We start from the raw sequence: 20,390 nt of genomic DNA, 5'->3' as shown, positions 1-20,390 counted from the left end.
GGAACGCTGCGGAACGCACATATTACGTTCGTAATTTTATCCAGGAACTACGGTTACCCATTCCGATCCGATTCACTCCAGGAGTACACCATGAGCATCTATGACGTCGTGATTCTGGGCGGAGGCCCCGGTGGTTATAACGCGGCGATCCGCGCCGGTCAGTTGGGCCTCAGAGCAGCCTGCATAGAAGGACGCGCCACACTCGGCGGCACCTGCCTGAACGTCGGGTGCATGCCGTCAAAAGCGTTGCTGCATGCTTCCGAACTCTACGACGCTGCCATGGGCACGGAATTCGCCAACCTGGGGATCGAAGTCAAACCCACACTCAACCTCGCGCAGATGATGAAACAAAAGGATGAAAGCGTTGCCGGGTTGACCAAAGGCATCGAGTTTCTGTTTCGCAAAAACAAGGTCCACTGGATCAAGGGCTGGGGCCACATCGACGGGCCCGGCAAAGTCACGGTGACCGACAGCCAGGGCGGCAAGACCGAACTGACCGCGAAGAACATCATCATCGCCACCGGCTCCGAGCCCACTCCCCTGCCCGGCGTAGACATCGACAACAAACGTATCCTCGATTCGACGGGCGCGCTGTCGCTGGCTGAAGTGCCCAAGCATCTGGTGGTGATCGGCGCTGGGGTGATCGGTCTGGAGCTGGGTTCGGTGTGGCGGCGTTTGGGCGCTCAGGTGACGGTGATCGAGTTTCTCGACCGGATCTGCCCCGGTGTGGACAGTGAAGCCGGCAAAACCCTGCAACGTTCGTTGAGCAAACAGGGCATCGACTTCAAATTGAGTTGCAAGGTCACCCGCGCCACAACCTCCGCCACCGGCGTTCAACTCAGCGTCGAGCCCGCGGCTGGTGGCACGGCCGAAACGATTGAAGCGGATTACGTGCTGGTATCCATCGGACGCCGGCCTTACACCCAAGGCCTGGGGCTGGAGAACGTCGGCCTCGCCACGGATAAACGCGGCATGCTCGCCAACAAGGGTCATCGCACCGAAGCGGCTGGCGTCTGGGTGATTGGCGACGTGACCTCCGGGCCGATGCTCGCCCATAAAGCCGAAGACGAGGCCATGGTCTGCATCGAGCAGATTGTCGGCAAAGCGGCCGAGGTCAACTACGACCTGATCCCCAACGTGATCTACACCAAACCCGAACTGGCCAGCGTCGGCAAGACCGAAGAGCAGCTCAAGGCCGAAGGCCGCGCCTACAAGGTTGGCAAGTTTCCCTTCACCGCCAACAGTCGGGCCAAGATCAATCACGAAACCGAAGGCTTCGCCAAAGTGCTGGCCGATGAGCGCACTGACGAGATTCTCGGCGTGCACCTGGTGGGTCCAAGCGTCAGTGAAATGATCGGCGAATATTGCGTGGCCATGGAGTTCAGCGCCTCCGCCGAAGACATCGCCCTGACCTGCCATCCACACCCGACCCGCTCCGAGGCCTTGCGTCAGGCGGCGATGAATGTGGAGGGGATGGCGACGCAGATGTAATGGTGTTGCCCCTGATCGTTCCCACGCTCTGCGTGGGAATGCAGCCCGGGGCGCTCCGCGTCCCTTCCGAAGCCGAACGCGGAGCGTCCGTTGAGGCATTCCCACGCAGAGCGTGGGAACGATCTTAGTTCGCGGGTAAATGCTCCAGCGGCAACGCCCCCGGGGTCTTCACCGTATGAATCGCAAAGTTGCTGCGGATGTCGCTCACGCCCGGCAACTTCAGCAACCGCCCCGTGAGAAAACGGTCATAGGCGCGCAGGTCCGGCACCACCACTTGCAGCAGAAAATCCGATTCCCCTGACACCAGAAAAGCCGAAATCACCTCGGGCAACGCGGTCACGGCCAGGCGAAAGGCTTCGGCCTGTTCATCGTTGTGCCGTTCGACCTTGACCCCGACAAACACCGTCAACCCAAGCCCCACTTCGTCGCGATCAAGATTGGCCTGGTAACCGCGTATGACCCCGGCCTCTTCAAGCATCCGTACCCGGCGCAAGCAAGGCGAGGCGGACAGGCCGATCTCGTCAGCCAGTTGCACATTGCTCAGGCGACCGTCCCGTTGCAGGGCGGCGAGAATCTTGCGGTCGTAGGCGTCGAGTTTCATGGTTTGGCAGATCCTGATGGTTCAAATGCAATTGAGTGGCAGGTTATGCCAACCCGAAGCAGTTTAGAAGCGAACTACGCAACCACCTCCCCTGCCCTTCGGCCCTAGACTGGCCGTACCGAATCGACAACGAAGGGGGTGCAACGTGGCAGGACTCTGGGTGTTTTTCATGGCGCTGGCGGTGGTTTATCTGTTGCCGGGCCCGGACATGATCCTGCTGTTGCAGACCGGCGCTCGTCAGGGCAAAGGCGCGGCGCTGGCGACTGCGGTGGGTCTGGGCATTGCCCGTGGTTGCCATGTGGCGTTGGCAGCGTTGGGTCTGGCGGCACTGTTCAAGGCTGCGCCTTGGACGTTCGACGTGGTACGCCTGGCCGGGGCCGCGTATCTGCTGTGGATCGGCATTCAATGCCTGCGAACCACCATGCTGCCGAATTTGCACGGAGCAGACGCCACCCCCGAGAAACCTCGCTGGCGCGCAGCGATCCAGCGCGGTTTGCTGACTAACCTGCTCAACCCCAAAGCCTTGCTGTTCTGCTCGGTGCTGCTGCCGCAGTTCATCGATCCAAATGCCGGACCAGTGCTCGCCCAATTTGCGACCCTCGGGATAGTGCTGGTCGGTGTCGGTTTGCTGTTCGACAGCGCTTACGCACTGACCGGCGCAGCGCTGGGCCGTTGGCTGCAACGCAGTCCTTCAGCCCAGCGCGTGCAGCAGTGGCTGTTCGGCAGCTTGTTGATCGGCTTCGCCGTGCGGCTGACCTTTGTGCAACAGGCTTGAACCTTACCGAGTCCTGCGGCGGCGATTGACCAGCAACAGCACCGCTGCCGTGACCGCGATCACACCGCCAATCTGCAACGGTGTTTTATAGGGCCGCAGCTGCGAGCGCACGGCGTCGGTAACCTGGGTCACATAGCGCTTATCGGCGTTCTGAAAGTCCGGCTCCTGGCATTGATGACCAAAATCGCCAGCCCAAACCACATACGGGCCTTCCTCGACATAACGACGGTAGAACGCGCTCTGCTCTTGCAGGCTGGTGCCCCAGGACGAAGCCTTGCACAGCACCGCAGCAAACGCCTGACTGCTGTGGGGCAGGTGATCAGCGGCCTTGCTCGCCAACGCCGTGGCGACAAAACGGTAGTGGAAGCGCTCATCAGGCTGCGCCACCGTGGCTTGCTGGCGCTGCACTTCACCCTCGGCCATCAGCGGTCCGACCTTGAGGTCAGCGCTTTCGAGGCTGTAATTGCCACCGAAGGTCGCGTAATCCGGCGACAGCTCGTAGCCCAACAGCTCCATTCCGTCGAAACGCGCCAGTGTCGCGGCATGGTAGTAAGCGAATGCCCGTTTGGTCGGCCACCATTTGGTTTCGGCGTCGTGGCGCAATTGCCCGTACCACGTGGCCTTGTATTGCAACTCGGCGTTATCGAAATAGGCTGGCGCTTCTTCGTACCGCTCTTCGCGCAGCAAGCGCCGCCCGAGCAAATTGCGCAGTTTCGCCGCCACCGGTAACTGCACGTAGTTATCGCGATCCTGCTGAGTCAGAGGAGGCGGCGCCGGTACTTGAGTGTCGACGTATTGCTTGAGCTCATCGACGGTCAACACCCGCTCGGCGACCGTGGCGGCGTCGAACCAGTAGATATCCTTACTGCGATAAAGCTGATCGAACGCTTGCAGGTAATCCCCGCGTTGCAACGCCAGGATCGCGCTTTCACCCTCGACCCGGCACTTGGGCTGAAGCGTTTCGAAGTCCCAGTCTGGCGTGCGCCGCTCGCCCCACGACTCATTCTGCGGGAAGGCCTGGGCAGCCTTGGCGTACGCTGCGGCAGCCGCGTTTTTATCGCCATCGCGCACGGCCAGTTTGGCCCGCAGCCACCACGCCAGTCCGCCATCACCGGCGTGTTCGAGGAACGCCTTGGCGCTGGCGTAATCACCCTGTTGATAATTCACTGCCGCCAGGCGATCAGCGTTATCGAGGCTACCGCGGGTGCTGTTTTGCAGCAGTTTGATCAGTTTCAATTCGTTCGGTGGCTGATCACCGAACGACCAGCCCAGTCGGCTGATCAACGACGCGGTCACTAATTGCTGCACTGGTTTGCCCTTGAGCAACACGGCCAGTTGATCCTCCGGCAGCACCGCCAGATCAGCGACCAGCAGTTTCAGCGAGGTGTAACCCACCGCCGAACCCTGCAGGTTTTGCGTGGCATAAAGTTCGATGGCGCGGTTCCAGTCGCCGGCCGTGCGGACGACGCGGGCCTCTTCGCCAAGGCTGGCGACGCCCAGTTCCAGTGGATCGCTAAAGCCGTCGATGCTCAGTTGACGGGCCTGCTCGAAGGCCTTTCCCGATTGAGCCAACACGTCAGGGCCAGCGCCCGCTTCGAAGCTCATGGCAAACAGCGCCCGACCCAACGAATAAGCAGCCCAAGTGCTGCGCAATGCCCGTTGATCCGCCGGCAATGCCAGCACCTTTTGGAAGTACTCGGCGGCCAGTCCATGATCGCCGGCATTGAATGCCGCCGCGCCGGCCAGATAGAGCTTGAGCTCCGGCGGAAGGCTCGCGCCCTGAATCTCGACCTGATGCGCATCGGTCAGGCTGCGTAACTGTTTCACCAGTATTTGCTGCTCAGCCGTCAAACCGGATTGTTCAGCCTTGTCCCGCTGTTCTGCGTAGTCGGGCGCCTCCATGTTATAGGCAGTTTCGGTGACGTTCTTCAGCCCGGCGACCGCATGTCCGAGGCGACTGATTTCAAACCTGAAGTTGCCTTCCGGCAGTTCCGCCAGCGACTGGCCGCGGTTGTCCAGCAGACGCATCGGGAAATCCGGCCCACAGGCCAGCGCCGAACCCAGCGGCAGGCTGAGGCTCAGGCAAAGCAGATGGCGGGGCCAGTTACGGGTCAACATTCGAACCTCCTTGATCAATATGTGCGCAACGAGCCCAACCTATGGCGCGCTGCCCACCCGCCGGTATTCGACCGTCGCGCAGGCGGGTGAAGGTAAGCAGATCCGGCCGCTGTTGCAATGCATAACCGGCCAGCGCATCGGCACCGTCACAGCCCTGCACCGCGAGTGTCAGGCGTTCGGGCCAGGCGCTGTCGAGGTTGCCCTGATTGCTGAGGCTGATGTCGTAAAGGTCGTTCTGCACAGAGAGTTTCAGCGCCAGCCGACTGTCGAGTGCATCGCCACGCGCCACGGCGCCCAGGGTCGTCAGGCTCCAGGCCCGGCGGTCGCTGGCCAGCGGCAAACGAAACCAGATCAGGCCCGCAAGATGAGCGGGCGGATCGTTGCGCAACTCGGCCGCGAGCCGGCTTAGTTGCTGCGGATCGGCCAGCAATTCCTGGCGCTTGCCGCCTCGTTCGATCGGCACTTCGCTTTCCACTACCGGCGCACCACCATCTCCCGGAAACAACGCCACACCATAAGCCGGCAGCGCCAGATAGAAAGGTTTGGCAGTGATGCGGCTCCAGGCCTTGGTCCATTGCCGAGCCTGATCCGGGTCGAACAAGCCAAGACGCGGATCGCTCACCGCGTGTACCTGCAACACGCTGCTGTCGACTGTGGATAACAATGCCGGCAACTCGGGGCTGTCGAGCCAGGCCGGCAACGCGGTAATGCTCAATGGCAGAGAGGCAGGCAGAACTGCGCGCAGGTGCGTAAGAAACTCGCGGTAGGCCGGTAGCCGGGCATTACCGGCATCGTGGTCGATTTCCACACCGGAGAGATTCAACCCCTGCCCTTGCCAATCGCCGAGGACTTGCCGGATCTGCGCGGTGACTGCGTCCCGATCCAGCGACTTGAGCTGACCGTCGAGACGAATCACCGCGATCAGCGGTCGCCCATCGCGTTTGAGCAGCGCCGGGTCAATCCGCGCCCGGCTCCAACCCGCCTCGGGGAATGCCTGCAAGGCCAGCACCCGCAGGGTGGAAAAGTCAGCGCGGCTGTCCCTCAGCGCTGATTCGTGGGCCGGTGTCCATTGCCGTTGCCAGACGTAGAGTTGCTGATCGAGCGGTGGCGCGTCCTGTCGTTCGCAACCGTTGAGCAGCACTACCGCGGCAATCAACGCCGACAGACGAGCGAAAAAATACATAACCGAATCTGATCCTTTGTCGCAGCGGCCAGAAGCTGCGTTCGGCAGATGCTACAGGTCGAGGACCAAAGACTGCGACCCCTGCGCCGGAATCGCACAGCAAATCAGCACCTGTCCGTCGTCCGGCACTTCGGCTGGCGGCTGTGGATAATTCACCTGGCCGCTGATCAGGCGAGTTTTGCAGGTCCCGCAGGAACCGCCGCGGCAACTGAATTCCGGGCGCAATCCACGGCTTTCCGCCAACTCCAGCAAACTGCCGCCGTCCGGTTGCCAGCGAGCCTCCTTGGCCGAGCGCTGAAACACCACCGGTACCGAGGTGGTAGCAGCGGGCGGTTGCTCGATGACCACCGCGTCGGAGTCCGGCACCCGGCGCAAGGTCGAGGGGCCGAAGGTTTCGGCGTGAATCCTTGCATCACGGATGTGCAGTTCCCGCAGGCCGTCATACAGCCCTTGGGTAAAACTGCCCGGACCGCATAGGACAAAATCCAGCTGGTCGTAGTCTTCCACTTCAAGGAGGGTCGTGAGCAGCGCAGTGTCGATCCGCCCTGTCAGGTCAAAATCCTCACCCTCCAAGGCCCCGGCTTCCGGCTGACTCACCAGACGCAATACCCTGACCGCATCCCCTGTGCCCTCGAGCAAACGATCCAGCTCAGGACGAAACACTTGATCGGCCAACGTGCTCGAACTCTGGAAAAACCAGGTCGGCCGGATGCGGCGGGTGCGCAGGCCCTGGTAAACCACCTCGCGCAGCATCGACAGCAGCGGCGTGATGCCGACACCGGCCGCCAGAAGCACCAGCGGCCGACGCTCATCAGGTGCCACGGTGAAATGCCCCTGAGGCGCACGGGCCTCCAACAGATCACCGACGCGCACCTGTTCATGCAGGTGCGAAGACACCAAGCCTTCACGCTTCACACTGATGCGGAAAAAATCATCGGACGGCGCACTCGACAGGCTGTACGTGCGGATGTGCACCTCGCCAGCAATGTTGAAACGCAGCGGCAAATGCTGTCCGGCCTGAAACACTGGCAACCCCGCGCCGTCGGCAGGCTCCAGATAAATCGAGCGGATGTTGTGGCTTTCCTCTTTGATGCGCGCCACCCGCAGCGGCCGCCAACGATCGCCCAAGGCCTGGGCTTGCAGACGGGCGTTGGCCTGCTCCCAGGTGCCGGTGAGCAAACTGGTGGGTGACACGCCGTCGAAGCGCCAGCGCAGAGCAAGCGCGGCGGGCCGACGCACAACGCGTTCCACCTCGAATGTCCACAAGCGCTCGGCCCCTTGAAACGCCGCGACCTGCGGCCCTTCAAGAATGACTTCGGTGCGGCCGCTGAGGTGCAGCAGGTCTCCCGAATTGAAATCGATAAACAGCAAACCGGCCCGGGGATTGAGCAGCAGGTTGCCCAAGGTGTTGAAAAACAGGTTGCCGGCGAAATCCGGAATGGTCAGGCGATTGCCTTCTACCTGTACGAAACCGGCCTGGCCGCCGCGGTGGGAAACGTCCACCGAGCGCTGGCCATCAACGTCGACATAACTGGCGACAAAGAATGTATCGGCTCCCGCGATCAGGGATTTGGCCGCTTCATCCAGCCCGTTGAGGCGTTGCGCGATGCGAGTCGACGGCTCCGCCAACGGCACCGAGCGAAACTGCCGCAATTGGATGTATTGCGGGCAATTGCCGAAAGACTGTTCAACCGCCACATCGAAGCCGCTCGCCGTCATCGCGCCGACTCGGCCGTTGAGACGATTGCGGCGCCGGGTGTGCAGTTCTATCCCCAGCAGGCCGATCGCCGAGCCGTCCGTTAATTGCGCCGGATCATCAGCCCCCGGCAGGCTGCTAAATTGCAGCGCACCCGGCGTTGGCGAGTGAGCGAAACCCGGTGGCCCTTCAAGAATACTGGCCCAGGGATTACCGTCGGCATCCACCGCGCCGTACAGCATGAACGGCAATTGCTCATAAAACGTGCGGTGCTGATCCGGCATCTCGCGACAAATCACCTTACGACCGAGCACCTCCATTCGCTCGGCAATGCCCACATGAACCTGCAATTGTTTTTCGCCGGCGTGCCAGGGTGAACGATCCACAACGACTTCTCCCCTGCGCCATCGGCGCAGTGTGAACAACCCGACAATGACGGGCCGTAAGCATCAGGCGGTTTTTTGCAGACCGACCACAGTGCGCGGCATGCCGACAAACCCTGGCAAGGCTTCGATCCGTGCCAGCCAGGCGCGGATGTTGGCGTAGTCCTCCAGCGACACGTTGCCTTCTGGCGCATGGGCGATATAGCTGTAGGCAGAAACGTCGGCAATGGTTGGCTCGGTGCCAGCCAGATAAGGCGTTGCGGCCAGTTCCTGATCGATCACTTTGAGCACGGTGTGGGAATAAGCGATCACTTCTTCAGCGTTGTAAGCCGCCCCAAACACCGTGATCAGCCTCGCCCTGGCGGGGCCAAAGGCAATCGGCCCTGCGGCAATCGACAACCAGCGCTGAACCTTGGCCGCCCCGACCGGATCGGTTGGCAGCCAACGTCCGTCGCCATACTTTTGCGCCAGATAAACCAGAATCGCGTTGGAATCGGCCAGCACCACGCCTTGATCATCGATGACCGGAACCTGGCCAAACGCATTGAGCGCGAGGAAGTCCGGCTGTTTGTGCGCGCCCTTGGCCAGGTCGACAAATACCAGCTCGGTGGGCAAATGCAGCAGGGACAACATCAGCTCTACGCGGTGAGCGTGGCCGGAACGTGGGAAGTTGTAGAGTTTGATCGCTTGCATGGTCGACTCCGCTGGGTGGTGGCGCTGTTGAACAGTGTTCAGCACCGATGGGGCGCTATCTTCCACCTGCACCCAAAACAACAGAATAACCAGCCAACGCAATCCATTATTTCACCCAGCGAAATAAACCATCAGGCCTGCAAGGACGGATGCTCACGCAGCGCGCTCACCGCAAAATCCACAAAACTGCGAATCCGCGCAGGGGCCTTGCGCCCGCCCTGATAGACCACATGGATAGGCAATGGCGGCAGTTCGAAGTCCGCCAGAACGATTTCCAGCTCACCGGAAGCGACTTTGCTCGCGACCTGATAAGACAGAACCCGGGTCAACCCCAAGCCCAGGCACGCCGCCGTAATCGCCGCCTGATTGGCCGTCACCACCAGGCGCGGCGTGGGTCGAACAGTCAGCGGCTCTCCCCCTTCGAGGAACGGCCAGGTTCTCGACTGACCGATAGAAGACGTCGCAACAACCGGCGCCTGAGCCAGATCCTGAGGATGTCGAGGTCGACCGTGGGCCGTCAGGAACCCCGGCGAGCCGCAAATCACCCGCCGAACCTCACCCACGCGAATCGCATGCTGATTACTGTCGGGCAATTCACCGATCCGCACAGCGACATCGATCCCCTCCTCGACCATGCTGACCACTCGATCGACCAGCAACCCATTGATGCTGACTTCAGGAAACTGCGTCAGATAATTCACCATTACGGGCGTGACAAACAGCTCACCGAACAACACCGGCGCAGTAATCGTCAGTTGCCCACGCGGTTGGGTATGACTGCCCGCCGCCGAATCCTCGGCTTCCTGCACCTCGGCGAGAATCCTCCGACAGTCTTCCAGGTAACGCTGACCCGCCTCGCTCAAATGCACACTGCGGGTGGTGCGTGTCAGCAGCACCGTGCCGATGCGTTTCTCCAGCGCTGCTACCGCGCGAGTGACGCTGGCAGCCGACAGGCCCAAACGCCGCGCCGCCGCCGAGAAGCCTTGGTCTTGGGCGACGGCAGCGAAGACCTGCATTTCCTGGAATCGGTCCATGGGTGTGTCCTCAGTAAAAATCGGAAGTTCGCAGCCTGCACCAGCGCCTAGTATGTTGGCCCTGATTCCAAAGCCAGAGATTACGCTTAGGTTTAGAAATGCATGCGCTCTGCAGACAAATTTGATACTGCAAAGCGTCTCGCGAAAAACATCTCGCTAAAGCCTGACCGTCATCAGAGTATCTAGAGCACCTGCAGGTGGCTGTGGATAACTAATTCTGCTCAAAGTCTTCATCAAGCACGATGAAGAACTCGGTACTGCCCGCCTTAAGGGTGGTTCGAGCGATATCTGGCGAATGCCTCTACTTGCACAGTCGCCCTATCTGGATCAAAGGTTCGTCAATGAGTGCAAATTTTTCAGGCATTACGTGGGGCTTTCCCGGCATCGACCGGCGTCTGCTGAAAGTGCAATTCAGTTTTTTGTTGATGGTTCTGGGGGGACGGTGCAATCAACTGGCGGTGGCGTGGTGGGCCTTGCAGGAAACAGGCTCTGCGCTCTACTTCGCCAACATGATTGCCTGTTCCATTGCAGCGGAGGTGTTAGCCAAACCCCTGTTGGGATGGCTGGGGGACAAGTACAACAAAGTCCTGATCATCAAGCTGGCCTCATGGATCAGCCTGCTGACAGCGCTGTTGATGGTGATGCTGTCCGCCACGGGGTCGTTCAACCCCTGGGCGGTGGGCGCGCTGATGATGATCAGCAGTGCGATCGTTGGCGTGCGCGATCCTCTCCAGGCTTCGATCATTCCTTTGTTCGCAAACGACGATAAAGTCTCCCTGGCCTTTCGAACCAAAAGCGTGATGTCGTCCTTTTCTATTCTGCTGGGGCCGCTACTGGCCAGCGGGTTGATTTACGGGTTCGGTATCACGTTCGCCTTTGCTGCCGATTTTTTTGCGATTCTCATCGCCGGGATGTTGATCGCGACCATCCCGAGCCATATCGGCGCGACAGGAAAAGGCGAAAAAGCCCGGGATGCCAGCAGCTTCAGCATGATCTATTCCGGTTTCAAAGTGGTTTACGGAGTGAAAGTCGAGTTTTACCTGGCCATCATTGCAATGTTGATCAACTTTGCCCTGTTTCCGTTCTTCACTATTCTGATTCCACTGTACGTAAAGGACGTCATCCATTACCCGGTCACATACATTGGTCTGCTGGATTCGTGTTTCGGGCTGGGCATTCTGGCGGGTAGTTACAAGATCATCGGCTGGTTATCCGACCGGGTTCCCCGTGACATGTGTGTGTCCGCAGGTTTTGCATTACTGGGGTGCAATCTGGTTGTGGTCGGCACCGTTTCATCGTCGTTCATCGTACCCGCGGCCTTTTTCTGCGGCGGTGTAGGCCTGATGTTGATCAACATCCCCACCTCCGCAGTGAGGCTGCTGGCGACGCCCAAGCTCCATCGCAACCGGATTTTTGCCACGGTTTCATTTCTGTCTGCGGCGGCCAGCCCCTTGGGCAGTTTTGCGATGAACACCCTGATCGCCGATCTGGGGGTTGCACTGACAATCACGCTGCTGGGTGTCATGGTGCTGCTGTTGTCTCTGCTGGTCTTTCTGGTACCCGATTTCAAAACTTTCATGCGTTCCCCGGATACGCAGCTCAATGATGCCTACCTGGACAAATACCCTGAAGCGTTTGCGCACTGACGCGCCCCCGTACGCCACTTACAAACGGGAGTTGCCTTTCACACAGAACTAAAGCACAGCACTGGAACAACTACGCAGGAGCACCTGTTGTGCTCCTGCGTAAATCGTTTATTCCACCGTCACCGACTTCGCCAGGTTACGCGGCTGGTCAACGTCAGTTCCCTTCAACACGGCAACGTAATACGAGAGCAACTGCAGCGGAATGGTGTAGAGGATCGGCGACAGGATGTCGTGGATGTGCGGCATTTGCACAACATGAGTGCCTTCGCCATTGGTCATGCCTGCTTGTTCGTCTGCGAAGACAATCAACTCGCCGCCACGGGCGCGGACTTCCTGGAGGTTGGATTTCAACTTCTCCAGCAGCTCGTTGTTTGGTGCCACGGTGACCACTGGCATGTCGTTATCCACAAGCGCCAACGGGCCGTGTTTCAGTTCACCGGCCGGATAGGCTTCGGCGTGGATGTAGGAGATTTCCTTGAGCTTGAGCGCCCCTTCCATTGCCACCGGGAATTGCGCACCACGACCGAGGAACAGGGTGTGGTTTTTCTCGGCGAACAGCTCGGCGATTTTTTCGACGGTACCGTCCATGGCCAGGGCTTCGCCGAGGCGGGTTGGCAGGCGACGCAACTCTTCGACCAACGTGGCTTCGATGCCGTTGGCCAACGTGCCGCGAACCTGGCCCAGGGACAAGGTCAGCAACAGCAGACCGACCAATTGAGTGGTGAACGCTTTGGTCGAAGCCACACCGATTTCGCGACCGGCCTGGGTCAGCAAAGTCAGGTCGGATTCACGCACCAATGAGCTGATGCCGACGTTGCAAATCGCCAGGCTCGCGAGATAACCCAACTCTTTGGCGTTACGCAGTGCAGCCAGGGTGTCGGCGGTTTCGCCGGACTGGGAAATGGTCACGAATAGCGTGTCGGCCTGTACGACCACCTTGCGGTAGCGGAACTCGCTGGCGACTTCGACCTGGCACGGGATGCCGGCCAGTTCTTCGAGCCAGTAACGGGCAACCATGCCGGCGTGGTAGCTGGTGCCGCACGCGACAATCTGCACGTTACGCACTTTGGCGAACAGCTCGGCAGCCTGTGGACCGAACGCTTCCACCAGCACTTGATTGTGGCTGATGCGACCTTCCAGGGTGCGCTGCACCACCACCGGTTGCTCATGAATTTCCTTGAGCATGTAGTGGCGGAATTCACCTTTATCAGCGGCTTCGGCACCATCGCGGTACTGCACCGACTCACGCTCGACCACTTGGCCGCTCACGTCCCAGATCTGCACGCTGTCACGGCGAATTTCGGCGATATCGCCTTCTTCCAGGTACATGAAGCGATCAGTGACTTGGCGCAGAGCCAACTGATCGGAAGCCAGGAAGTTTTCACCCATCCCCAAACCGATGACCAGCGGGCTGCCGCTGCGGGCGGCGACCAGACGATCCGGTTGCCGAGCACTGATCACCGCCAGACCGTAAGCACCGTGCAGCTCTTTGACAGTAGCCTTCAGGGCCACGGTCAGATCAGGCAGATCCTTGAGTTTGTGGTGCAACAGGTGAGCAATGACTTCGGTGTCAGTGTCCGAGGTGAACACGTAACCCAAGGCTTTCAGTTGCTCGCGCAGGGCTTCGTGGTTCTCGATGATGCCGTTGTGCACCACCGCCAGATCATTGGAAAAATGCGGGTGAGCGTTGCGCTCGCACGGCGCACCGTGGGTGGCCCAGCGGGTGTGGGCAATACCCAGGCGGCCGACCAGCGGCTCTTCGGCCAGCGCCAGTTCCAATTCACTGACCTTGCCCGGGCGACGCAGGCGCACAAGCTGTTCGTCATTGGTGTAGACCGCCACACCGGCACTGTCATAGCCACGGTATTCCAGGCGTTTCAAGCCCTCGAGCAGGATGGCGGTAATGTTACGTTCTGCGACTGCGCCGACAATTCCACACATGCTATTTCTCCTGACTGACAGCCGCTAGGATCAAGTTGATTCCGCGGGCCCGTATCTGATCCCGTGCCTCGAGCGGCAGGCGATCATCGGTTATAAGGGTATGGACGCTGCTCCAGGGCAGCTCCAGGTTGGGAATCTTGCGGCCGATCTTGTCGGCCTCCACCATGACAACCACTTCCCGGGCGACTTCTGCCATGACCCGGCTCAGCCCAAGCAGTTCGTTGAAGGTGGTGGTGCCGCGAACCAGGTCGATGCCATCGGCACCGATGAACAACTGGTCGAAATCGTATGAGCGTAGTACCTGCTCGGCCACCTGCCCCTGAAAAGACTCGGAGTGCGGATCCCAGGTGCCGCCGGTCATCAACAGGACCGGCTCATGCTCAAGTTCGCACAAGGCATTAGCGACGTGCAGGGAGTTGGTCATCACGACCAGGCCCGGTTGCTGGCCGAGTTCCGGGATCATCGCCGCCGTCGTGCTGCCGCTGTCGATGATGATCCGCGCATGCTCGCGAATCCGCCCAACGGCGGCGCGAGCGATGGCTTGTTTGTATTTGGATATCGGCTGACCGAGGTCGGCTACGAGTTCTTGAGGCAAGGTGATCGCTCCGCCATAACGGCGCAGCAGCAAACCGTTGCTCTCAAGCGCGGCGAGATCTTTGCGGATCGTGACTTCCGACGTTTCGAAGCGCTTGGCCAGCTCATCCACACTGACTTCGCCCTGCTCATTGAGCAAGGCGAGGATGTTGTGACGGCGTTGAGGTGTATTGCGTTTCGACATAGCTTAAGTTTCGATTCGAAAGATAGCGGAAGCAATCAAAACCTATTGGCGAAACAACGTCAAGCGCGGGGCGATAAAAAGACCTGTGGATAAAAGCATCGCGGGCAAGCCCGCTCCCACAGGTTTTGCGAGATCCATGTGGGAGCGGGCTTGCCCGCGAATTCGATGGTGCTGCCTGTGAATAACTTAAGCAGGTCACAAATATGTGGATAACTCAGCTTTTCTTAATCTTCTCCGGTCGTTTCCAACCGTCGATATTCTTCTGCCGCGCACGGCCCACGGCCAACTGCAAGTTATCCACATTCTGCGTAATGGTCGAACCAGCCGCAGTGGTTGCCCCGGAAGAGATATCCACAGGCGCAACCAACGAGTTGTTGGAACCGATGAACACATCTTCACCCAGCACGGTTTTCCACTTATTGGCGCCGTCATAGTTGCAAGTGATGGTGCCCGCGCCGATGTTGGTACGTGCGCCGATCTCGGCATCGCCCAGATAGGTCAGATGACCGGCTTTTGCGCCTTCGCCCAGGTGAGCGTTTTTCAACTCGACAAAGTTACCCACATGGGCGCGGGCTTCCAGCACAGTACCTGGACGCAAACGCGCGAACGGGCCGGCGTCGCTGCCTTCACCGAGCACCGCGCCATCGATGTGGCTGTTAGCCTTGATCACCACACCTTTGCGCAAGGTGCTGTCCTTGATCACGCAGTTCGGGCCGATCACCACGTCATCCTCGATAACGACCTTGCCTTCGAGGATCACGTTGATGTCGATCAGCACGTCGCGGCCGACGGTGATTTCACCGCGTACATCGAAACGAGCAGGATCACGCAGGGTCACGCCCTCAGCCATCAACCGACGACCAGCGCGCAGTTGATAGTGACGCTCAAGCTCGGAAAGCTGCTTGCGGTCGTTGGCGCCCTGCACTTCCATGGCGTCATGCGGTTGCTCGGTGGCCACCACCAGACCGTCACTGACTGCCATCTCGATCACGTCGGTCAGGTAGTACTCGCCCTGAGCGTTGTTGTTCGAAAGACGGCTCATCCAGCCAGCCAATTGCGCGAACGGCAGGGCCAGAATGCCGGTGTTGCCTTCAGTGATCGCACGTTCGGTTTCGTTGGCGTCTTTCTGCTCGACGATGGCTGTCACTTTGCCCTCGGCGTTGCGGACAATGCGGCCATAGCCCGTCGGATCATCCAGTTCTACTGTCAACAAACCCAATTGCTGCGGCGCTACTTGCTTGAGCAGACGTTGCAGGGTCTCGACTTCGATCAATGGCACGTCGCCGTAAAGAATCAGGACGGTGTCGGACTCAATGAAAGGCACCGCTTGAGCAACGGCGTGGCCAGTCCCAAGCTGTTTGTCCTGCAGGACGAAATTCAGATCATCAGCGGCCAGACGCTCGCGCACGGCATCGGCGCCATGGCCGATCACCACGTGGATGCGCTGTGGATCAAGTTGCCGGGCGCTGTGGATAACATGGCCTAGCATCGAGTTGCCGGCAATCGGATGCAGCACTTTCGGCAGTGCCGAACGCATGCGAGTGCCTTGACCAGCAGCGAGGATAACGATTTCTAAAGACATGACTGGCTACCAATCCTGGGTGGTCAGCGGCTGCGACCAGGTTTTGAATTCTAAAAAGAAAAAAGGGTAGCCGAGGCTACCCTTTTTAATCAATCGCACAACAAGCGGTGGCCTATTAGTGGCCGAACTTCTTGCGGATCTGCTGGACGGTGCGCAGCTGAGCTGCAGCCTCGGCCAGACGTGCGGCAGCAGAACCGTAATCGAATTCTGCACCTCGTTCATGCAAGGCCTTCTCGGCAGCCTTAACGGCTTCCTGAGCGGAGGCTTCGTCCAGGTCGGCAGCACGTTGCACAGTGTCGGCAAGTACCTTGACCATGTTCGGCTGAACCTCGAGGAAACCGCCGGAGATGTAATACACCTCCTCTTCCCCGCCCTGCTTGATCAGGCGGATAGGACCCGGCTTGAGATTAGTGATCAGCGGCGCGTGACCCAGGGCGATACCAAGATCACCCAGTGCACCGTGCGCAACCACCATCTCGACCAGGCCGGAAAAGATTTCCCCTTCCGCGCTGACGATATCGCAATGGACTGTCATAGCCATCTGATTGCCTCAACCTAAATTAGCGCCCGTTGCCGGGCGCCGGGATTACAGTTTCTTGGCTTTCTCGATCGCTTCTTCGATGCCGCCGACCATGTAGAACGCTTGTTCTGGCAGGTGGTCGTAGTCACCGTTGAGGATGCCTTTGAAGCCAGCAATGGTGTCTTTCAGGGAAACGTATTTACCCGAAGCACCGGTGAAGACTTCAGCCACGAAGAACGGCTGCGACAAGAAACGCTGGATCTTACGAGCACGGTTTACCAACTGCTTGTCGGCTTCCGACAGCTCGTCCATACCCAGGATCGCAATAATGTCCTTCAGTTCCTTGTAACGCTGCAGAACATACTGTACGCCGCGAGCGGTGTCGTAGTGGTCCTGGCCGATTACGTTCGGGTCCAGCTGGCGCGAAGTCGAGTCGAGTGGATCGACCGCTGGGTAGATACCCAGGGAAGCGATATCACGGGACAGAACGACGGTGGCGTCCAAGTGGGCGAAAGTGGTCGCTGGCGACGGGTCAGTCAAGTCATCCGCAGGTACGTATACCGCTTGGATCGAGGTGATCGAACCGTTTTTGGTCGAAGTGATACGCTCTTGCAGAGTACCCATCTCTTCGGCCAGGGTCGGCTGGTAACCTACTGCGGAAGGCATACGGCCCAGCAGTGCGGATACTTCAGTACCGGCCAGGGTGTAACGATAGATGTTGTCGACGAACAGCAGAACGTCGTTACCTTCGTCACGGAACTTCTCGGCCATGGTCAGGCCGGTCAGTGCTACGCGCAGACGGTTACCCGGCGGCTCGTTCATCTGACCGTAAACCAGTGCCACTTTGTCCAGAACGTTGGAATCCTTCATCTCGTGGTAGAAGTCGTTACCCTCACGAGTACGCTCACCCACACCGGCGAACACGGAATAACCGCTGTGCTCGATGGCGATGTTACGGATCAGTTCCATCATGTTTACGGTTTTGCCTACACCGGCACCACCGAACAGACCGACTTTACCACCCTTGGCGAACGGGCAAACCAGGTCGATAACCTTGATGCCGGTTTCCAGCAGGTCGTTGCCGCCCGCTTGTTCAGCGAAGGTTGGCGCAGGACGGTGAATGCCCCAGCGCTCTTCGGTGTCGATCGGGCCAGCTTCGTCGATCGGATTGCCCAGTACGTCCATGATCCGGCCCAGGGTCGCTTTACCGACCGGTACGGAGATGGCTGCGCCAGAATCCTTGACTTCCAGACCGCGCTTCAAGCCTTCGGTGGAACCCATCGCAATGGTACGAACCACGCCGTCGCCCAGCTGTTGCTGAACTTCGAGAGTAGTCCCGGCCGCGCTTTGTACCAACAACGCGTTGTAGATGCTCGGTACGCTGTCGCGTGGAAATTCCACGTCGATAACGGCGCCGATGATTTGAACGATACGTCCGCTACTCATAGCTGGATCCTCTGAATATTTGAACCGTTAAACCGCGGCAGCGCCGCCGACGATTTCCGAGATCTCTTGGGTGATCGCAGCCTGACGCGCCTTGTTGTAGACCAGCTGCAAATCGCTGATCAAATCACCGGCGTTGTCGGTAGCGTTCTTCATCGCGATCATCCGCGCAGCTTGTTCAGCCGCGTTGTTCTCGACCACCGCCTGGTAGACCTGCGACTCGACGTAACGGACCATCAAGCCGTCAAGCAGCTCTTTGGCATCCGGTTCGTAGAGATAGTCCCAGTGATGCTTGAGCGATTTATCCGCGGTCGCCTCCAGTGGAATCAACTGCTCCACAGTAGGCTGTTGCGTCATGGTGTTGATGAACTTGTTGGACACCACGGACAGGCGATCAATACGGCCGTCCAGGTAGGCATCCAGCATCACCTTGACGCTGCCAATCAGATCATTGATCGACGGCTCTTCGCCCAGGTGGCTGATAGCTGCAACGACGTTGCCGCCGAAGTTGCGGAAGAAAGCCGCACCCTTGCTACCAACAACACACAGGTCGATCTCGACGCCGTTTTCGCGGTTTACCGCCATGTCCTTGACCAGGGCCTTGAACAGGTTGGTGTTCAAGCCACCACACAGACCACGGTCACTGCTCACTACGACATAACCGACGCGCTTGATTTCACGCTCGATCATGAAGGGGTGGCGATATTCCGGGTTGGCGTTGGCCAAATGACCAATAACCTGGCGGATGCGCTCCGCGTAAGGACGGCTAGCAGCCATGCGCATTTGTGCCTTGCGCATTTTACTGACCGCCACTTTTTCCATGGCGCTGGTAATCTTTTGCGTGCTTTTGATGCTCGCAATCTTACTGCGAATCTCTTTTGCGCCTGCCATGTAACACCTATCAGGTTAGCAAGCGGGAGCCTTGCGGCTCCCGCTGCGGCTTACCAGGTTTGGGTGGCCTTGAACTTCTCGATACCGGCTTTCATGCCAGCGTCGATTTCGTCATTGAAGTCACCCTTCACGTTGATCTTCGCCATCAAATCGGCGTGATCGCGGTTGAAGAAAGCAATCAGCGCTTGTTCGAAGCTGCCGATCTTGGCGATTTCAACGTCAGTCAGGAACCCACGCTCAGCGGCATACAGCGACAGCGCCATGTCAGCGATCGACATTGGTGCGTATTGCTTCTGCTTCATCAGCTCGGTAACGCGCTGACCATGCTCAAGTTGCTTACGGGTCGCTTCGTCCAGGTCAGAAGCGAACTGGGCGAATGCCGCCAGTTCACGGTACTGAGCCAGAGCGGTACGGATACCACCGGAGAGCTTCTTGATGATCTTGGTCTGAGCGGCACCACCCACACGGGATACCGAAACACCGGCGTTCACAGCAGGACGGATCCCGGAGTTGAACATGGCCGATTCCAGGAAGATCTGACCGTCGGTGATGGAAATCACGTTGGTCGGAACGAACGCGGAAACGTCGCCAGCCTGGGTTTCGATGATCGGCAGTGCGGTCAGGGAACCGGTTTTGCCGGTCACTGCGCCGTTGGTGAACTTCTCTACGTACTCTTCCGAAACGCGGGATGCGCGCTCCAGCAGACGGGAGTGGAGATAGAACACGTCGCCTGGGTAAGCTTCACGGCCTGGTGGACGGCGCAGCAGCAGGGAAATCTGGCGGTAAGCCACTGCTTGCTTGGACAGATCGTCATAAACGATCAGTGCGTCTTCACCGCGGTCGCGGAAGAATTCACCCATGGTGCAACCGGAGTACGGTGCCAGGAACTGCAGTGCTGCAGATTCCGAAGCGCTCGCAGCCACGACGATGGTGTTAGCCAGCGCGCCGTTTTCTTCCAGCTTGCGAACCACGTTGGCGATGGTCGATTGTTTCTGACCGATCGCTACGTAGACGCAGAAAATGCCGCTGTTTTTCTGGTTGATGATCGCGTCGATCGCCAGAGCGGTTTTACCGATCTGACGGTCACCGATGATCAGCTCACGCTGGCCACGGCCGACAGGGATCATGGCATCGACAGCCTTGTAGCCAGTCTGTACAGGCTGGTCTACCGACTTACGCCAGATCACGCCTGGAGCAACTTTCTCGACCGCATCGGTCTCGGTGTTGTTCAGCGGACCTTTGCCGTCAACTGGGTTACCCAGTGCGTCGACTACGCGACCCAGCAGTTCCTTACCAACCGGAACTTCGAGGATGCGGCCGGTGCACTTGGCGCTCATGCCTTCAGCCAGAGACTGGTAGGAGCCCAATACAACGGCACCTACGGAGTCTTGCTCCAGGTTGAGAGCCATACCGAAGACGCCGCCCGGAAACTCGATCATCTCGCCGTACATGACGTCGGCCAGACCGTGAATCCGCACGATACCGTCAGATACGCTGACGACAGTGCCTTCGTTACGGGCTTGGGAGGTCACATCGAGCTTGTCGATGCGGCCCTTGATAATTTCACTTATTTCGGAAGGATTGAGTTGCTGCATTGCTCTGCTGCCCCTTCAAA

General features: G+C 59.2%; 16 protein-coding genes. 3 read left to right on the top strand and 13 right to left on the bottom strand.

Translation table 11 applies throughout. From position 1 onward, the window contains the following. Positions 1–90 precede the first annotated feature (90 nt). Positions 91–1,491: a dihydrolipoyl dehydrogenase gene (lpdA, locus tag PFAS1_RS11290; protein ID WP_076029214.1), complete on the top strand. Its 1,401-nt coding sequence runs from the start codon at positions 91–93 to the stop codon at positions 1,489–1,491. 124 nt (positions 1,492–1,615) lie between these two features. Here lpdA and PFAS1_RS11285 read toward each other — a convergent pair whose 3' ends face one another. Continuing rightward, positions 1,616–2,092, bottom strand: a complete 477-nt coding sequence (locus tag PFAS1_RS11285) for an Lrp/AsnC family transcriptional regulator (RefSeq protein WP_074872185.1) — start codon at positions 2,090–2,092, stop codon at positions 1,616–1,618. A 145-nt stretch (positions 2,093–2,237) separates the two neighbouring features. On the opposite strand from PFAS1_RS11285, the gene PFAS1_RS11280 reads away from it, so the two are divergent. Then, positions 2,238–2,867, top strand: coding sequence for a LysE family translocator (locus PFAS1_RS11280; RefSeq protein WP_076029213.1), 630 nt, complete (start codon positions 2,238–2,240; stop codon positions 2,865–2,867). 3 nt (positions 2,868–2,870) lie between these two features. On the opposite strand, the gene PFAS1_RS11275 is transcribed toward PFAS1_RS11280, so the two are convergent. The 5 genes from PFAS1_RS11275 to PFAS1_RS11255 all read right to left on the bottom strand — a co-directional run bounded on the left by PFAS1_RS11275 (position 2,871) and on the right by PFAS1_RS11255 (position 9,974). Then, a complete protein-coding gene (locus PFAS1_RS11275; protein ID WP_076029212.1) occupies positions 2,871–4,985 on the bottom strand; it encodes a hypothetical protein in 2,115 nt (704 codons plus the stop codon). Further along, a complete protein-coding gene (locus tag PFAS1_RS11270) occupies positions 4,972–6,168 on the bottom strand; it encodes a DUF3142 domain-containing protein (RefSeq protein ID WP_076029211.1) in 1,197 nt (398 codons plus the stop codon). The genes PFAS1_RS11275 and PFAS1_RS11270 overlap by 14 nt, the downstream gene beginning before the upstream one ends. 51 nt (positions 6,169–6,219) lie before the next feature. Next, complete coding sequence (locus PFAS1_RS11265; RefSeq protein ID WP_076029210.1) at positions 6,220–8,250, bottom strand: pyridoxamine 5'-phosphate oxidase family protein; 2,031 nt, start codon at positions 8,248–8,250, stop codon at positions 6,220–6,222. Between the two features lie 63 nt (positions 8,251–8,313). Then, complete coding sequence (locus PFAS1_RS11260) at positions 8,314–8,940, bottom strand: glutathione S-transferase family protein (RefSeq protein WP_076031521.1); 627 nt, start codon at positions 8,938–8,940, stop codon at positions 8,314–8,316. A 131-nt stretch (positions 8,941–9,071) separates the two neighbouring features. Next, the gene (locus PFAS1_RS11255) at positions 9,072–9,974 is read right to left on the bottom strand and encodes a LysR family transcriptional regulator (protein ID WP_076029209.1); all 903 of its coding nucleotides are present in this window, start codon (positions 9,972–9,974) and stop codon (positions 9,072–9,074) included. 242 nt (positions 9,975–10,216) lie between these two features. Here PFAS1_RS11255 and PFAS1_RS11250 point away from each other — a divergent pair, with 242 nt between their 5' ends. After that, entirely contained in the window at positions 10,217–11,620 is a 1,404-nt protein-coding gene (locus PFAS1_RS11250; protein WP_232252228.1) for an MFS transporter, read from the top strand. Between the two features lie 108 nt (positions 11,621–11,728). On the opposite strand, the gene glmS is transcribed toward PFAS1_RS11250, so the two are convergent. The 7 genes from glmS to atpA form a co-directional block, all read right to left on the bottom strand. Then, the gene (gene glmS, locus PFAS1_RS11245; protein WP_076029207.1) at positions 11,729–13,561 is read right to left on the bottom strand and encodes a glutamine--fructose-6-phosphate transaminase (isomerizing); all 1,833 of its coding nucleotides are present in this window, start codon (positions 13,559–13,561) and stop codon (positions 11,729–11,731) included. Between the two features lies 1 nt (position 13,562). Further along, the gene (locus PFAS1_RS11240) at positions 13,563–14,339 is read right to left on the bottom strand and encodes a DeoR/GlpR family DNA-binding transcription regulator (protein WP_076029206.1); all 777 of its coding nucleotides are present in this window, start codon (positions 14,337–14,339) and stop codon (positions 13,563–13,565) included. Between the two features lie 214 nt (positions 14,340–14,553). Beyond that, positions 14,554–15,921 carry a bifunctional UDP-N-acetylglucosamine diphosphorylase/glucosamine-1-phosphate N-acetyltransferase GlmU gene (glmU, locus tag PFAS1_RS11235; RefSeq protein ID WP_074872202.1) on the bottom strand — a complete coding sequence of 456 codons (1,368 nt, stop codon included), beginning with the start codon at positions 15,919–15,921 and terminating at the stop codon, positions 14,554–14,556. A 115-nt stretch (positions 15,922–16,036) separates the two neighbouring features. Next, a complete protein-coding gene (locus tag PFAS1_RS11230; protein ID WP_010465460.1) occupies positions 16,037–16,462 on the bottom strand; it encodes a F0F1 ATP synthase subunit epsilon in 426 nt (141 codons plus the stop codon). Positions 16,463–16,507: 45 nt separating this feature from the next. Then, positions 16,508–17,887: a F0F1 ATP synthase subunit beta gene (gene atpD / locus PFAS1_RS11225; protein ID WP_033059678.1), complete on the bottom strand. Its 1,380-nt coding sequence runs from the start codon at positions 17,885–17,887 to the stop codon at positions 16,508–16,510. A gap of 27 nt (positions 17,888–17,914) precedes the next feature. Beyond that, a complete protein-coding gene (atpG, locus tag PFAS1_RS11220; RefSeq protein ID WP_074872204.1) occupies positions 17,915–18,775 on the bottom strand; it encodes a F0F1 ATP synthase subunit gamma in 861 nt (286 codons plus the stop codon). A 50-nt stretch (positions 18,776–18,825) separates the two neighbouring features. Further along, positions 18,826–20,370 carry a F0F1 ATP synthase subunit alpha gene (atpA, locus tag PFAS1_RS11215; RefSeq protein ID WP_008155713.1) on the bottom strand — a complete coding sequence of 515 codons (1,545 nt, stop codon included), beginning with the start codon at positions 20,368–20,370 and terminating at the stop codon, positions 18,826–18,828. Positions 20,371–20,390: the final 20 nt, after the last annotated feature.

This window comes from Pseudomonas frederiksbergensis (assembly GCF_001952935.1).
GTDB classification, from domain to species: domain Bacteria; phylum Pseudomonadota; class Gammaproteobacteria; order Pseudomonadales; family Pseudomonadaceae; genus Aquipseudomonas; species Aquipseudomonas frederiksbergensis.
Note: the sequence above shows the minus strand (reverse complement) of the source record. Positions and strands in the feature narration are given on the sequence as shown.

Coding starts and splice junctions, on each gene's coding strand:
- lpdA (WP_076029214.1), top strand. CDS start 91: ATGAGCATCTATGACGTCGTGATTCTGGGCGGAGGCCCCGGTGGTTAT.
- PFAS1_RS11285 (WP_074872185.1), bottom strand. CDS start 2,092: ATGAAACTCGACGCCTACGACCGCAAGATTCTCGCCGCCCTGCAACGG.
- PFAS1_RS11275 (WP_076029212.1), bottom strand. CDS start 4,985: ATGTTGACCCGTAACTGGCCCCGCCATCTGCTTTGCCTGAGCCTCAGC.
- PFAS1_RS11270 (WP_076029211.1), bottom strand. CDS start 6,168: ATGTATTTTTTCGCTCGTCTGTCGGCGTTGATTGCCGCGGTAGTGCTG.
- PFAS1_RS11260 (WP_076031521.1), bottom strand. CDS start 8,940: ATGCAAGCGATCAAACTCTACAACTTCCCACGTTCCGGCCACGCTCAC.
- PFAS1_RS11255 (WP_076029209.1), bottom strand. CDS start 9,974: ATGGACCGATTCCAGGAAATGCAGGTCTTCGCTGCCGTCGCCCAAGAC.
- PFAS1_RS11250 (WP_232252228.1), top strand. CDS start 10,217: ATGAAGAACTCGGTACTGCCCGCCTTAAGGGTGGTTCGAGCGATATCT.
- glmS (WP_076029207.1), bottom strand. CDS start 13,561: ATGTGTGGAATTGTCGGCGCAGTCGCAGAACGTAACATTACCGCCATC.
- PFAS1_RS11240 (WP_076029206.1), bottom strand. CDS start 14,339: ATGTCGAAACGCAATACACCTCAACGCCGTCACAACATCCTCGCCTTG.
- glmU (WP_074872202.1), bottom strand. CDS start 15,921: ATGTCTTTAGAAATCGTTATCCTCGCTGCTGGTCAAGGCACTCGCATG.
- PFAS1_RS11230 (WP_010465460.1), bottom strand. CDS start 16,462: ATGGCTATGACAGTCCATTGCGATATCGTCAGCGCGGAAGGGGAAATC.
- atpD (WP_033059678.1), bottom strand. CDS start 17,887: ATGAGTAGCGGACGTATCGTTCAAATCATCGGCGCCGTTATCGACGTG.
- atpG (WP_074872204.1), bottom strand. CDS start 18,775: ATGGCAGGCGCAAAAGAGATTCGCAGTAAGATTGCGAGCATCAAAAGC.
- atpA (WP_008155713.1), bottom strand. CDS start 20,370: ATGCAGCAACTCAATCCTTCCGAAATAAGTGAAATTATCAAGGGCCGC.